15 protein-coding genes and 2 tRNA genes are annotated in these 13156 nt (G+C 72.6%); 10 read left to right on the top strand and 7 right to left on the bottom strand.

Annotation, left to right across the window (positions count from 1 at the left end):
• Positions 1-16: 16 nt before the first annotated feature.
• The 5 genes from recF (at position 17) to OM98_RS16110 (ending at position 8270) form a co-directional block, all read left to right on the top strand.
• Entirely contained in the window at positions 17-1276 is a 1260-nt protein-coding gene (gene recF / locus OM98_RS03465) for a DNA replication/repair protein RecF (RefSeq protein ID WP_010533182.1), read from the top strand.
• Positions 1273-2064 (top strand): DciA family protein, encoded by a 792-nt coding sequence (locus OM98_RS03460; RefSeq protein WP_050812609.1) that lies wholly within the window; start codon positions 1273-1275, stop codon positions 2062-2064. The genes recF and OM98_RS03460 overlap by 4 nt, the downstream gene beginning before the upstream one ends.
• 437 nt (positions 2065-2501) lie before the next feature.
• On the top strand, positions 2502-4601 hold the full coding sequence (gene gyrB / locus OM98_RS03455; RefSeq protein WP_010533180.1) for a DNA topoisomerase (ATP-hydrolyzing) subunit B: 2100 nt from the start codon (positions 2502-2504) through the stop codon (positions 4599-4601).
• A gap of 95 nt (positions 4602-4696) precedes the next feature.
• Positions 4697-7513 carry a DNA gyrase subunit A gene (gyrA, locus tag OM98_RS03450; RefSeq protein WP_010533179.1) on the top strand — a complete coding sequence of 939 codons (2817 nt, stop codon included), beginning with the start codon at positions 4697-4699 and terminating at the stop codon, positions 7511-7513.
• 4 nt (positions 7514-7517) lie between these two features.
• The gene (locus OM98_RS16110) at positions 7518-8270 is read left to right on the top strand and encodes a DUF3566 domain-containing protein (RefSeq protein WP_010533178.1); all 753 of its coding nucleotides are present in this window, start codon (positions 7518-7520) and stop codon (positions 8268-8270) included.
• Positions 8271-8366: 96 nt separating this feature from the next.
• On the opposite strand, the gene OM98_RS03440 is transcribed toward OM98_RS16110, so the two are convergent.
• From OM98_RS03440 to OM98_RS16100, 5 genes are all read right to left on the bottom strand, one after another.
• Positions 8367-8582 carry a hypothetical protein gene (locus OM98_RS03440; RefSeq protein WP_010533177.1) on the bottom strand — a complete coding sequence of 72 codons (216 nt, stop codon included), beginning with the start codon at positions 8580-8582 and terminating at the stop codon, positions 8367-8369.
• A gap of 166 nt (positions 8583-8748) precedes the next feature.
• The gene (locus OM98_RS03435; RefSeq protein WP_010533176.1) at positions 8749-9228 is read right to left on the bottom strand and encodes an aminoacyl-tRNA deacylase; all 480 of its coding nucleotides are present in this window, start codon (positions 9226-9228) and stop codon (positions 8749-8751) included.
• 40 nt (positions 9229-9268) lie between these two features.
• Positions 9269-9913 carry a hypothetical protein gene (locus OM98_RS15770; RefSeq protein ID WP_010533175.1) on the bottom strand — a complete coding sequence of 215 codons (645 nt, stop codon included), beginning with the start codon at positions 9911-9913 and terminating at the stop codon, positions 9269-9271.
• Entirely contained in the window at positions 9910-10137 is a 228-nt protein-coding gene (locus OM98_RS16105) for a sigma factor-like helix-turn-helix DNA-binding protein (RefSeq protein WP_342626420.1), read from the bottom strand. Before OM98_RS16105 ends, OM98_RS15770 begins: the two co-directional genes overlap by 4 nt.
• A 4-nt stretch (positions 10138-10141) precedes the next feature.
• Positions 10142-10330: a hypothetical protein gene (locus tag OM98_RS16100; protein WP_245528712.1), complete on the bottom strand. Its 189-nt coding sequence runs from the start codon at positions 10328-10330 to the stop codon at positions 10142-10144.
• A 235-nt stretch (positions 10331-10565) separates the two neighbouring features.
• On the opposite strand from OM98_RS16100, the gene OM98_RS03420 reads away from it, so the two are divergent.
• The 5 genes from OM98_RS03420 to OM98_RS16095 all read left to right on the top strand — a co-directional run bounded on the left by OM98_RS03420 (position 10566) and on the right by OM98_RS16095 (position 11635).
• Positions 10566-10639, top strand: a tRNA-Ile gene (locus OM98_RS03420).
• A 25-nt stretch (positions 10640-10664) separates the two neighbouring features.
• Positions 10665-10838, top strand: coding sequence for a DLW-39 family protein (locus OM98_RS15765; RefSeq protein WP_010533173.1), 174 nt, complete (start codon positions 10665-10667; stop codon positions 10836-10838).
• Positions 10839-10881: 43 nt separating this feature from the next.
• Positions 10882-10954: transfer RNA gene (locus tag OM98_RS03415), tRNA-Ala, on the top strand.
• 322 nt (positions 10955-11276) lie between these two features.
• Positions 11277-11513 carry a hypothetical protein gene (locus OM98_RS14430; protein ID WP_245528711.1) on the top strand — a complete coding sequence of 79 codons (237 nt, stop codon included), beginning with the start codon at positions 11277-11279 and terminating at the stop codon, positions 11511-11513.
• On the top strand, positions 11495-11635 hold the full coding sequence (locus tag OM98_RS16095; protein ID WP_245528710.1) for a hypothetical protein: 141 nt from the start codon (positions 11495-11497) through the stop codon (positions 11633-11635). The genes OM98_RS14430 and OM98_RS16095 overlap by 19 nt, the downstream gene beginning before the upstream one ends.
• An 87-nt stretch (positions 11636-11722) precedes the next feature.
• Here OM98_RS16095 and OM98_RS03405 read toward each other — a convergent pair whose 3' ends face one another.
• Complete coding sequence (locus OM98_RS03405; protein ID WP_010533171.1) at positions 11723-12562, bottom strand: SDR family oxidoreductase; 840 nt, start codon at positions 12560-12562, stop codon at positions 11723-11725.
• Between the two features lie 8 nt (positions 12563-12570).
• On the bottom strand, positions 12571-12960 hold the full coding sequence (locus OM98_RS03400; protein WP_010533170.1) for a YciI family protein: 390 nt from the start codon (positions 12958-12960) through the stop codon (positions 12571-12573).
• Positions 12961-13156: the final 196 nt, after the last annotated feature.

The raw sequence follows: 13156 nt of genomic DNA, 5'->3' as shown, positions 1-13156 counted from the left end.
CGGAGGCACCCCCTCCGTGCAGCTGACCGCCCTCGACCTCACCGACTTCCGCTCCTACCCGCGGCTCACCCTGCCCGTCGACCCCGGCATCACCGTGCTGGTCGGCCGCAACGGCCAGGGCAAGACCAACGTGGTCGAGGCCGTCTGGTACCTGGCCACCCTCTCCAGCCACCGCGTGCCGCACGACGCCGCGCTGGTCCACCGCGGCTCCGCCACCGCGATCATCCGCGCCTCCTTCGAGCGTGCCGGCCGGCCCCTGCAGGTCGACCTCGAGATCACCCCGGGCAAGTCGAACCGTGCCCGGCTGCAGGGCCAGAACCTGCCCCGCCTGCGCGACCTGCTGGGCGAGGTGCGCGCCGTGCTCTTCGCCCCCGAGGACCTGGGCCTGGTCAAGGCCGATCCCGAGGGCCGACGCCGCTTCCTGGACGAGCTGCTGTTCCTCATCGCCCCCCGCTTCGCCGGCGTCAAGGCCGACTACGACCGGGTGCTCAAGCAGCGCTCCAACCTGCTCAAGCAGATGCGCTCCATGCGCCGCGGCGGCAGCGGCCGCGCCGTGGGGGGCCTCGACCCCGCCGAGGCCGCCGCCTCCACCCTCGAGGTCTGGGACCAGCAGCTCGCGCAGCACGGCGCCGAGCTGCTGCGCGCCCGGCTGCACCTGGTCAACCGCCTGCGCCCCCACCTGGGCTACTCCTACCTGCGGGTCGCCACCGACGAGGGCGCCGAGCAGGCCCTCGAGCTGCCCCCCGAGCAGCGGGGTGAGGTCGACTCCCCGGCGGACGTCGCCTACCGCTCCGCGATCCTCGACGAGCTCGGCGCCGGACCCGGCGAGCTGCCCGGCACCCGCGAGATCGGCCAGACCATGCTCGCCCTCCTGGCCGGCCGCCACGACGAGGAGATCGACCGCGGCGTCACCCTGGTCGGCCCCCATCGGGACGACCTCGAGATCCGCCTGCACGACTTCCCGGCCAAGGGCTACGCCAGCCACGGCGAGTCCTGGTCCCTGGCCCTCGCCCTGCGGCTGGCCTCCTACGACCTGCTGCGGCTGGAGGAGGGCGACCTCGGCGACGGCGAGCCCATCCTCATCCTCGACGACGTCTTCTCCGAGCTCGACACCCACCGCCGCGAGCGTCTGGGCCGCATCATCACCGGCGCCCGCCAGGTCCTCATCACCACCGCCAACGACTCCGACATCCCCGCCGCCCTGGACGGCGGCACCCACGTGGTCGACGTGACCCTCGGCGAGGCGGTCCCCCGCGAGAGCGGGCGGCTGTCGTGAGCGCCGCGCGGCGCGAGCCGCCCCGTCCCGCGCCGCAGCCCACGGGGTCACCTCGGCCCGGCGTCGCCAACCCCTACGACCTGCGCACCTGGAGCGGTGAGGGCGCCATGGCCCCCTCGACCCCGTCGGAGGGCGCCTCCGGTCGCCGCCCGGTGCCGGCGGATCCCTGGCCCGAGCCCGGCGGGAACGACCGGGAGGAGGCCCCCGAGTACGGCAGCGGGTCCGCGGGTGCCGAGGAGGACCCGGTCGACCCGCCGGCCCTGCCCCGGCTGGACGACCCCTTCGAGCTGGCCCGCCGCACCGTGAACCGCTCCCGCGCCGCCGCCCGCGACCGCGGCCTGTTCCCGATCTCCGCCAAGACCCAGGCCCGCGATGTCCGCGACCGCTCCTCCCGCTCCCCGGGGTACTCCGGCGCGCGCCCCGACCCGCGCGACCCCCAGGGCATCCAGCTGATCATGCGCCGGGTGCTGTCCGACCTGGGCTGGGAGGCCGGCATGAGCAGCGGCCGGGTGCTGGAGGAATGGGACGGCATCGTCGGGGAGCGGGTCGCCGAGCACTGCCGCCCCGTCTCCCTCGAGGACGGGGTGCTCGTGGTCAGCGCCTCCTCCTCCGCCTGGGCCGCCCAGCTGCGGATGCTCACCCCGCAGCTCATCACCACCATCGAGGAGCACATCGGCGCCCACGTCGTCTCCGAGCTGCGCGTCACCGGGCCCGCCGCCGCCCAGCGCTCCTGGAAGCGAGGACGACGCACCGTGACCTGGCGCGGTCCCCGCGACACCTACGGCTGACCGCTGCTCCGGCCCCGTCCCGGAGGCCGCGGGTCCTGATCCGCCAGAGACCCCGCAGGCGCGTCGGGACCCGGCCGGGCATACCGGCCCTCGTCCGGGCCGTCCTTCGCCGCTCCCAGGCGGCTTCCCGTGCCGCCTGGGGGTATCTGCGGCCCGCGCCACGCCCGTCGGATGTCCCCGATCGGGCCCGTCGTCCGTTAGAATGGTGCAGGTCCGGACGCGTATCCGGACCCCGGCCCACCCCCGTCGCCCGCGGCGGGAACGGGCCCGCCGACACCGCCCTCCCGGAGGGCTCGTGGAGGGCGAGCGGCCTCGCGCGCGCGTGCGCGTGGGGAGCCCTGCCCCGAACTCGGCGCCCCGGGGTCCCCGTCGCGCCCGGCACCGCCCTCGGCGCTCCCCGCCGGCCGGGGGTCCCGAACCGCGAGGAGCAGCATCAGGTGAGCGAGTCCGACCGTCCCGTGACCGATCCGACCGCACAGGAGGCGGCGACACCCGCGGAGGCCCCCACCCCGCCGAGCGCCCCGGTCCACTACGACGCCTCGGACATCACCGTCCTCGAGGGCCTCGAGGCGGTCCGCAAGCGCCCGGGCATGTACATCGGCTCCACCGGGGAGCGCGGCCTGCACCACCTGGTGTGGGAGATCGTCGACAACGCGGTGGACGAGGCCCTGGCCGGTCACGGCGACTCCATCGAGGTCACGATCCTGCCCGACGGCGCGATCCGCGTGGTCGACCACGCCCGCGGCATCCCCGTGGACATGCACCCCACCGAGAACAAGCCCGCCGTGGAGCTGGTGCTGACCGTGCTGCACGCCGGCGGCAAGTTCGGCGGCGGCGGCTACGCCGTCTCCGGCGGCCTGCACGGCGTGGGCTCCTCCGTGGTGAACGCCCTGTCCACCCGCATGGAGGTGGAGATCCGCCGTGACGGCTCCGTGTGGCGCCAGGCCTACCGCCGCGGCGTCCCCGAGGCCCCGCTGGAGCAGGGCGAGGACACCACCGAGACCGGCACCACCATCACCTTCTGGGCCGACCCGGAGATCTTCGAGACCACCGTCTACGACGCCGAGACCCTCCGCAAGCGCTTCCAGCAGTACGCCTTCCTCAACAAGGGCCTGAAGATCACCCTCACGGACGAGCGCCCGGCCGAGGAGGAGGACGCCGGCGCCCCCGAGGACGTGGCCGTCGACGCCGACGAGGCCGCGACCTCCGCCGAGGCCGTCGTCGCCGGCGCCGCCCGCAGCTGGACCTACCACTACGAGCGCGGCCTCGAGGACTTCGTCGAGTTCATCAACTCCGCCAAGCGGGCCGAGGTGATCCACCCCGAGATCATCTCCTTCGAGGCCGAGGACACCGAGGCGCACATCGCCGCCGAGGTCGCCATGCAGTGGACCGGCGCCTACTCCGAGTCGGTGCACACCTACGCCAACACCATCAACACCCACGAGGGCGGCACCCACGAGGAGGGCTTCCGCACCGCGCTGACCTCCATCGTCAACCGCTACGGGAAGGCGCAGGGCCTGCTCAAGGAGAAGGACCCCAACCTCACCGGCGAGGACATCCGCGAGGGCCTGACCGCCGTGGTCTCGGTGAAGCTCGGCGAGCCGCAGTTCGAGGGCCAGACCAAGACCAAGCTCGGCAACACCGTGGCCCGCACCTTCATGGTCAAGGTGATGACCGACCAGCTCGTCGCCTGGTTCGAGTCCCACCCGGCCGAGGCGAAGTCCATCGTCACCAAGGCGCAGGCCTCCGCCGCCGCCCGCGAGGCGGCCCGCAAGGCCCGCGACGCCACCCGCCGCAAGTCCCCGCTGGAGACCGGCGGCATGCCCGGCAAGCTGCGCGACTGCTCCTCCCGCAACCCCTCCGAGTGCGAGATCTTCATCGTGGAGGGCGACTCTGCCGGCGGCTCCGCCGTCCAGGGCCGCGACCCCCGCACCCAGGCCATCCTCCCGATCCGCGGCAAGATCCTGAACGTGGAGAAGGCGCGGCTGGACCGGGCGCTGGACAACCAGGAGGTGCGCTCGCTGATCACGGCCTTCGGCACCGGCATCGGCGAGGACTTCGACGCCACCAAGCTGCGGTACCACAAGATCATCCTGATGGCCGACGCCGACGTCGACGGCCAGCACATCTGCACCCTGCTGCTGACCCTGCTGTTCCGCTACATGCGGCCGCTGATCGAGCTGGGCCACGTCTTCATCGCGATGCCGCCGCTGTACCGCCTGAAGTGGTCCAACGCCGCCCACGAGTACGTGTTCAGCGACGCCGAGCGCGACGAGCGCCTGGCCGCCGGCCGCGCCGCCGGGCGCCGCATCCCCAAGGACAACGGCATCCAGCGCTACAAGGGCCTGGGCGAGATGGACTGGCGCGAGCTGCAGACCACCACGATGGACCGCGACTCCCGCACCCTCAAGCAGGTCACCGTGGACGAGGCCGCCGACGCCGACACCATCTTCTCGGTGCTGATGGGCGACGACGTCGACTCCCGCCGCCGCTTCATCCAGGAGAACGCCAAGGACGTCCGCTTCCTCGACATCTGATCCCGGCACCCCCGGCGGCCGGCGCCGCGCCCGACCCGCGGCGCGCCCGACCCCCGGGGACCGTCCCTCCGCCGGCCCGACCCGAAAGGCCCTCCATGAGCGACACCCCGCACGGCCCCACCGACCCGACCGACCCCAGCGACCCGACCGGCCCGGGGGATCCCACCCCGGACGCCCCGCTGGACGGCGCTCCCGTCGACCCCACCCCCGAGGGCTCTACCGAGCTGACCGCCGCCCAGGCGGCCGAACGCACCGTGACCCTGGTCGACCCCCTCGACGAGGGGGAGGGCGACCGCATCACACAGGTCGACCTGAACCAGGAGATGCAGAAGTCCTACCTGGACTACGCGATGAGCGTCATCGTCGGCCGCGCCCTGCCGGAGGTGCGCGACGGCCTCAAGCCCGTGCATCGTCGCATCGTCTACGCGATGTACGACGGCGGCTACCGCCCCGACCGCTCCTTCTCCAAGTGCGCGAAGGTCGTCGGCGACGTGATGGGCAACTACCACCCCCACGGCGACTCCGCGATCTACGACGCGATGGTGCGCCTGGTGCAGCCCTGGGCGATGCGCTACCCGCTGATCCAGGGCCAGGGCAACTTCGGCTCCGCCGGCGACGACGGCGCCGCCGCCCCCCGGTACACCGAGTGCAAGATGGCGCCCCTGGCGATGGAGCTGGTGCGCGACATCGACCAGGACACCGTCGACATGCAGCCGAACTACGACGGCACCATCGACGAGCCCGTCATCCTGCCGGCGCGCTTCCCGAACCTGCTGGCCAACGGGTCGGCCGGGATCGCGGTGGGCATGGCCACCAACATCCCGCCGCACAACCTGCGCGAGCTCAACGACGCCGTGCAGTGGCTGCTGACGAACTGGGAGGCCACCAAGCCGGAGCTGCTCGAGGCCTGCCTGCAGCGCATCAAGGGCCCCGACTTCCCCACCGGCGCCACCATCGTCGGCACCAAGGGCATCGAGGAGGCGTACCGCACCGGCCGCGGCTCCATCACCCAGCGCGCCGTGGTCAGCACCGAGGAGATCAACGGCCGCATGGCGCTCGTGGTCACCGAGCTGCCCTACCAGGTCAACCCCGACACCCTGGCCCGCAAGATCGCCGAGATGGTGAAGCTGGGACGTATCCAGGGCATCGCCGACATCACCGACGAGACCTCCGGCCGCACCGGCCAGCGCCTGGTCATCACCCTCAAGCGCGACGCCGTGGCGAAGGTGGTGCTGAACAACCTCTACAAGCACACCCAGCTGCAGGAGAACTTCTCGGCGAACATGCTGGCCCTGGCCGGCGGCGTGCCCCGCACCCTGTCGATCGACTCCTTCATCCGGGAGTGGACCAAGCACCAGATCGAGGTCATCGTCCGGCGCACCCGCTTCCGGCTGCGCAAGGCCGAGGAGCAGATCCACATCTACCGCGGCTACCTCAAGGCGCTGGACGCGCTGGACGAGGTGATCGCCCTGATCCGTCGCTCCCCGGACGCCGACCAGGCCCGGGTGGGCCTGATGGAGCTGCTGGACATCGACGAGATCCAGGCCAATGCGATCCTGGCGATGCAGCTGCGCCGCCTGGCCGCCCTGGAGCGCCAGAAGATCATCGAGGAGCACGACCGGCTGCAGGCCCTCATCGAGGAGTACCGGGAGATCCTCGCCTCCGAGGCACGGCAGCGGGAGATCGTCTCCGAGGAGCTCGCGGAGGTCGTCGAGAAGTACGGCGACGACCGCCGCACCGAGATCCTGCCCTTCGACTCGGACATGTCGATGGAGGACCTCATCCCGGAGGAGGACGTGGTCGTCACCATCACCCGCGGCGGCTACGTCAAGCGCACCCGCACCGACCAGTACCGCGCCCAGAAGCGCGGCGGCAAGGGCGTGCGCGGGGCCTCCCTGCGCACCGACGACGTGGTCGAGCACTTCTTCACCACCACCACCCACCAGTGGCTGTTGTTCTTCACCAACCAGGGACGCGTCTACCGTGCCAAGGGCTACGAGCTGCCCGAGGCGCCGCGGGACGCGAAGGGCCAGCACGTCGCGAACCTGATGGCCTTCCAGCCCGATGAGCACATCGCCTCGGTGCTGGCGATCTCGACCTACGAGGACGCCGAGTACCTGGTGCTGGCCACCCGCTCCGGCCTGGTGAAGAAGACCGCGATGACGGCCTTCGACTCCAACCGCACCGGCGGCATCATCGCCATCAACCTGCGCGACGTGGAGGGCCCGGACGGACCCGAGACGGACCGCGTGATCGGCGCCCGCGCCGTGAACGCCGACGACGAGCTGCTGCTGGTCTCCCGCAACGGGCAGTCGGTGCGCTTCCCCGCCGCCGACGACGTGCTGCGCCCGATGGGCCGCGCCACCAGCGGCGTCACCGGCATGAAGTTCCGCGAGGACGACCAGCTGCTGGCCCTGGACGTGGTGCGCCCCGAGACCTTCGTGGTCACCGTGACCGAGGGCGGCTTCGCCAAGCGCACCAGCGTGGACGAGTACCGCCTGCAGGGCCGCGGCGGCCTGGGCATCCGGGTGGCCAAGCTGCCCGACGACCGCGGCCACCTGGTCGGCGCCGCCGTCGTCCAGGAGAGCGACGAGCTGCTGGTGGTGATGGCCAAGGGCCGCGTGGTCCGCTCCGAGGTGGCGCAGGTGCCCGCCAAGGGCCGCACCACCATGGGCGTCACCTTCGCCAAGCCGGGCAAGGGCGACCACATCCTGCTGGTCACCACCAGCGCCGAGTCCGAGGTCGACGCGGATGACGACGCGGAGGGCCCCGACACCGATCCCTCCGAGGCGCCCGACCTGGATCCCGCCGAGGCCACGGGCGAGCCGGTCGCCGTCCCCACCGGGGGCGATGATCTAGGCTCGTCACCGTCCACCCCCGACGTCGCCGACGTCGACAGCCCCGAGGAGTGACCCCGTGACCCCGAGCAGCTCCCAGGGAGGGTCCCGTCCCACGGCGTCCTCCGAGAAGACCTCCGCCCTGCCCACCAACGGGGAGGAGACCACGACGCTGAGCGCCGAGGAGCCCACTCAGGCGCAGGAGAAGGTCACCGACGCCGACACGGCCGGGACGACGACGGAGAAGGCCGGCGCCGCGGGATCCGGCAAAGGGTCCTCGCGGACCTCCGCGAAGGGCGGTCCGGTCAAGGGCTCCTCCCGCACCGCCACCGGCGCCACGAAGGCCCAGCCGGTCGCCGAGGACGCGGAGGAGGAGCTCTCGCTGGGCACCGGTCGCGGCTCGGCGGCGCGCGGCTCCAGCCGCAGCCCCGTCAAGGAGTCCGCCGCTCCCTCCGGCACCGAGGAGCGCCGCGGCCCGCGCCGGGTGCGCCTGACCCTGGCCCGCATGGACCCGTTCTCGGTGATGAAGCTGTCGTTCCTGGTGGCGATCGCCGTGGGCATCGCGACCGTGGTGGCCGTGATCCTGCTGTGGAACCTGGTCGAGGCCATCGGCCTGTGGAACCAGATCGACCAGCTCGGCCGGGATCTCAACGGCGGTGACCCGCTGCCGTTCATGGACTTCTTCAGCTTCTCGAAGATGGTCAGCTACGGCACCGTCGTGGCCGTGGTGAACGTCGTCATCATCACCGCGCTCGGCACCCTGTTCGCCTTCCTGTACAACCTGGTGGCGGCGCTGCTGGGCGGATTGAAGATGACCTTCACCGACCAGTGAGCCACCGCCCCGGAAGCCCCGGGGCACCACGAGGAGGGGCGGGCACCGCGCAGGTGCCCGCCCCTCCTCGTGTGTCGTGGGGTCGTGGGGGCCGGTTCAGTGGCCGGGAGCGTCCTCGGAGCGGGGGCGCTGGAGGGCTGTCCGCTCCTCCACGCGCTCACGCCAGCCGGTGCGCAGGAGCCAGAGGCCGACGAGGACCTGGCCGACGGCGAGGGCCCGCCCGAGGACGTCGTCCTGCAGCACGCACAAGGCGATGCCGATGAGGACGATGATCGCGGCCGCCGCCATGCGGCCCGTCGGACTGATGCTCATCGCTGTGCTCCCCGGTCCGCCGGGTCGTGGTCGGGCGAGAACTCCGCGTGCTGCGCTCGGCGGTCCTCCCAGGCGTCGCGTGCGATGACGAGGCGGATCTGGTAGCGGACGGGCTACATGGTGTCCTCCCGGAAAACGGTCGATCAGAAGCTCGGGGGTCGACGGGTCAGGGATCCAAGGGGGCGGTGACGGGAGCGATGAGGGCGCCCAGGTGTTCGAGGGCGGCCTCGGCCGGCACGGTCGCGGCGACGCCGTGGGCGCCGGCGCCCAGGGAGATCCGCCGCTCGGGGTCGCCTGTCAGGGTGGCGTCGGCGACGACGGGCCAGGCTGTCGTGGCGCCGAAGGGCGTGATGGTGCCGCGCTCGTAGCCGGTGACCTCGCGGGCGACCTCCGCGTCAGGCATCGAGAGGCGGTTGACTCCGAGCTCGGCCCGCAGCAGCGGCCAGGAGATCTCCCGGTCCCCGGGCACCAGCACGAACAGGAAGTCGTCCTCGCCGCGGCGCACCACCAGCGTCTTCACGATGTCTCGGGGCTCCACGCCGCGGGCGGCCGCGGCCTCGGCGAGGGAGGACACGCGCCCGTGCCGGGTGATCGCGTGCTCCAGCCCGGAGGCCTCCAGGGCCGCGCGGGCACGCTCCTCGCTCATGACTCCACCGTACGCCGGGCAGCCCGGGTCCGGGGCCGGATCAGAGCTCGGCGGCGGCGATCGGGTCGGAGGTGGGCTCCTGCGAGCCGGTGCTCGGCTCCACCGTCACCCCGATCTGCACGGAGCCGGCGAGATCGTCCTGCACCGTCACCGAGCCCTCGGCGGGTGCGGAGTCGCTCTGCGGGGTCTCGATCTCGGCCAGCTCCACGTCGTCCGCCGCGCGCTCGCCGCGCCACAGCCCGAAGGAGGCGACCGTGGTGATCAGCAGGGTCGCGGCGGCCAGCCCCAGCCAACGGCCGCGCCGCACGTTGGAGCGATAGCGGGACAGGGGCACGACCTCGCCCTGTTCCCGGGCCGACGGCTCCCCGTGCGGTGCGGGATCCGTTCCCCGGGGTGCGGACGGCGACGACGGAGCGTCCGCGGGCGCCCGGCCCTGCGGGGTCGCCGCCACCCGCCGCAGCACGGTCTCGCGCAGTTCCGGACGGGGCGGCAGCTGCTCCAGGCCCTCGTCCACCGCCGCCATCGTCGCCAGGAAGGAGGCGGCCTCCGCGGCGGCGCGCTCGTCCCGCGCCATCAGCTCCTCGACCCGGGCGCGTTCGCCCTCGTCCAGGGCGTCCAGGGCCCAGGCGGCGAGCAGCGCGCGCGTCGCCTGGTCCTCCGAATGATCCTGTCCGTACGCCGTCATGAGCCCACCCCCAGCCTGTCCCGCAGGACGATCATGCCCTCCCGGATGCGGGTCTTGGCGGCTCCGAGGGGGATATCCAGAAGATCCGCCACTTCCCGCTGGGTGTACCCGCCGACAGAGGCCAGCTCGATCGCCTCGCGCTGGGGGTCGCTGAGAAAGGTCAGGGCGTGGGTGACCCGCTCGGACTCGACCCGGCGGTTGCCCTCCTCCTGCACGCCGACCACGCGGTCACCGAGCTGGTACTCGCCCTCGTCTCTGTCCGGCGAGCTCGGCGAAGGCCAGCTCGTCGCCGTCGGCGACCTGCTCCAGCGGGGCGGCGGGGGGCGCGGGGGAGACGCCGGGACCGCGGGCGGCAGGCTTTCGGACGGACTGGGCGGGGAGCCGCCAATGCTCGCGGGCGTGACGGTGGACATGCACGACTCCTCGGGGGACCAGGTGCCGGGGTCCCCCTCGGCAACTCTCGGCGTCGATGGTGCTGACAGTCGTCGGTAGCAGGCATCGACCGCCGGGGTTCGGTAGACAATTGTGGACGGCCGCCGGATCCCCCTGTGACCTGCCGTACAGCACCCCTCATCGGTTGGACGGCGGCCCGCGGCGCACGTACAGTGGTGCGTCGGTAGCAGGCACCGGTACGATCCGGTGCAGCGCCCCCGGGCCTATAGCTCAGTCGGTTAGAGCGCTGTCCTGATAAGACAGAGGTCACTGGTTCAAGTCCAGTTAGGCCCACTTCGATGAGTGGAGGACTCTCGTGATGAAGTTCGTCAGACTCGCCGCCGTGCTGATCGGCACCGCCGCGACCGGGATCCTCGTGTGGCGCAAGGTCGAGTCCGATCGTCTGCGCGACGATCTCTGGGCCGAGGCCGAGAAGGTCTCCGCCGAGCAGGACAGCACCCCCGCCGAGCCCGTCACCGCGCCGCGCGGCTGACCCGGCCGGCACCGCCCATCGAATCGGAGTCATCACTCCACCCGGGGACTTAGCTCAGTTGGTAGAGCGGTAGCTTTGCAAGCTTCAGGTCAGGGGTTCGACCCCCCTAGTCTCCACAAGAGTCCAGATCGAGGCCGCCTCCCCGTCACGGGAGGCGGCCTCGACTCGTGGTCGGGGCACGAGCGCCGCACACGGACGTCGGACGTGATGCTCCTGCCGACGGCGGCGATTGTCGGCGGTTCGGTCGGCCCGCCGGAGCGGGACCACAGCGCGGCGAGCCGCGTCCGAGCGGTCGGACCCGGGCGGGCGGGATCGGGGTCCCCCTGGACTGACCACAGCAGTGCACAAAGGATCCGCCCGGGCATGTTCGACGGCGACCCGGCGCACCGGCGCCGTCGACGACGACCCCCGGGACCCCTCGTCCCCGAGGGGCGCATCATGGTCGCCCTGTCCGACATCGTCTCGCGGTCCATCGACCGTGCCTGCAACGCCGCGGACCGCCGCCATGAGGAGCACGTGATCCTCGGCGGTCGACTCCAGCAGACGGTGGTGGTGCTGCTCGAGGACACCACCCTGCCGCCGCACCACTCCGAGGTCGACGCGAGCCTCTACATCCTGCACGGCGCCATCAAGGTGATCGCCGAGAGGAGCCCTTCGTGCTGCAGAGCGGGGTGATCCATGAGGTGCCGCCGCAGCGTCGCGAGGTGATCGCCCTCCAGGACACGGTGATGCTGCTGAGCGCTGTGCCCGAGGGCGCCGAGGAGCCCGAGGCGCTGTACGTGCCGCCGATCGCCTGACGGTCGACGAGGATCCGGCGCCGAGTGCGGGGTCGCGGCCCGGACCGAGGGGTGACCCCGCACCGGGCGCACGAATCCCGCAGGGGCTCAGGACGGATGCGGTCCGCTGCGACCGGTGAAGCGGTCCATCGCGTGGTTCATGCCGAACAGGTCCATCACCCGGTCGAACAGGCGCGGCGGCAGCACCCGCATCAGCGGCACCGTGCGCACCATCCAGGGCATCATCACCTGGTGCTCGCCGGCTTCGATCGCGTCCAGGGTGCGGCGGGAGACGTCCTCGGGCCGCAGGATCGGCAGCAGCCGCGGGAAGCGCGTGGTCACGCCGTCGAACATGCCGGTGTCGATGTAGTACGGGCACACCACCAGCGTGGACACCCGGTGCCCGGCGGTGCGCAGCTCGTTGCGCAGCGACTCGGTGAACCCCACCGCGGCCCACTTGCTGGCCGAGTAGTCGGTCTGGCGGGACACCCCCGCCCAGCCGGCGGCGCTGGCGATGGTCACCACCGTGCCGCGGCCCCGTTCCAGCATCCCGGGCAGCAGCGCCCGGGTGGTCCAGAACAGGGCCAGCGCGTTCACGTCCAGCGTGCGGCGGATCTGCTCCTCGCCCGCCTCCAGCAGCGGCCTGCCGGTGACGACCCCGGCGTTGTTGATCAGCACGTCGATGGGCCCGGCCGTCTCCGCGGCGGCCGCCACCGCCTGCGTATCGGCGACGTTCACGCCCTGTGCGGCGGCGACGCCGCCGACGGCGCGGATCTCGTGGGCGACGGTTTCGGCGGCCGGGAGGTCCAGGTCCCAGAGCACCAGCTCGGCGCCGCGCGCCGCCGCGTCCCGAGCCAGCTGCCGGCCCAGGCCGGAGCCGCCGCCGGTGACCAGCACGCGGGCTCCGCGCAGGGCGGTGCCGCGGCGACGTCGCGGGCGCCGGTTCACCCGGGGGATCAGTGGTCCCCCAGCACGGGGCGCAGCTCGAGCCACTCGTGGATGGGGTTCCCGCCCTTGCCGGGCTCGGCCGAGAGCTCCGCGGCCAGCTCCAGGGCTCGTTCGTGGGAGGCCACGTCGATCATCATCCAGCCCGCGACCAGCGAGTTGTCCGCCGGCACCGGAGTGGTCTCGGGACCGGAGCCGTCGGGGGCGGCGCGGACGAAGATCGACTCGGCGGCGAGGGCCTGGGAGTCCACGAACTCGCCGCCGGCTCGCAGACGGTCGGCGAAGTCGTTCATGTAGCGCAGGTGGTCCTCGACCTCCGCGGTGCTCCACTCGTCCATCGGGTGGTCGTTCACCGTGGGCGGCGTGCCCCGGTAGTGCTTGATCATCACGTAGCGGGGCATGGTCTCTCCTCCGGGAGGGGCGGACGAGGGCTCCGCCGTGTGTCCAGTGTCCCTCACCGCACGCGACGGGGAGCCGGTCGGCGGGAGAACAGGCGCCCAGGCACCGCCTCCCTCGTCCGGGGCGGATCCGTCATCCCCGCGGCGCGCGGGGTGGACCGGCCGCCCCGCAGAGGGAGGAGAACCGGTCGATCATCCT

The sequence above is a fragment of the Brachybacterium squillarum M-6-3 genome, from assembly GCF_000225825.1.
GTDB lineage: Bacteria > Actinomycetota > Actinomycetes > Actinomycetales > Dermabacteraceae > Brachybacterium > Brachybacterium squillarum.
This window is presented reverse-complemented; position numbering and strand designations above follow the sequence as displayed.

What these genes read in the sequence shown, in the direction of transcription:
- gyrA (WP_010533179.1), top strand. Translation starts at nt 4,697, where the DNA reads ATGAGCGACACCCCGCACGGCCCCACCGACCCGACCGACCCCAGCGAC.
- OM98_RS03440 (WP_010533177.1), bottom strand. Translation starts at nt 8,582, where the DNA reads ATGAGCATCAGTCCGACGGGCCGCATGGCGGCGGCCGCGATCATCGTC.
- OM98_RS03435 (WP_010533176.1), bottom strand. Translation starts at nt 9,228, where the DNA reads ATGAGCGAGGAGCGTGCCCGCGCGGCCCTGGAGGCCTCCGGGCTGGAG.
- OM98_RS15770 (WP_010533175.1), bottom strand. Translation starts at nt 9,913, where the DNA reads ATGACGGCGTACGGACAGGATCATTCGGAGGACCAGGCGACGCGCGCG.
- OM98_RS15765 (WP_010533173.1), top strand. Translation starts at nt 10,665, where the DNA reads ATGAAGTTCGTCAGACTCGCCGCCGTGCTGATCGGCACCGCCGCGACC.
- OM98_RS14430 (WP_245528711.1), top strand. Translation starts at nt 11,277, where the DNA reads ATGGTCGCCCTGTCCGACATCGTCTCGCGGTCCATCGACCGTGCCTGC.
- OM98_RS03400 (WP_010533170.1), bottom strand. Translation starts at nt 12,960, where the DNA reads ATGCCCCGCTACGTGATGATCAAGCACTACCGGGGCACGCCGCCCACG.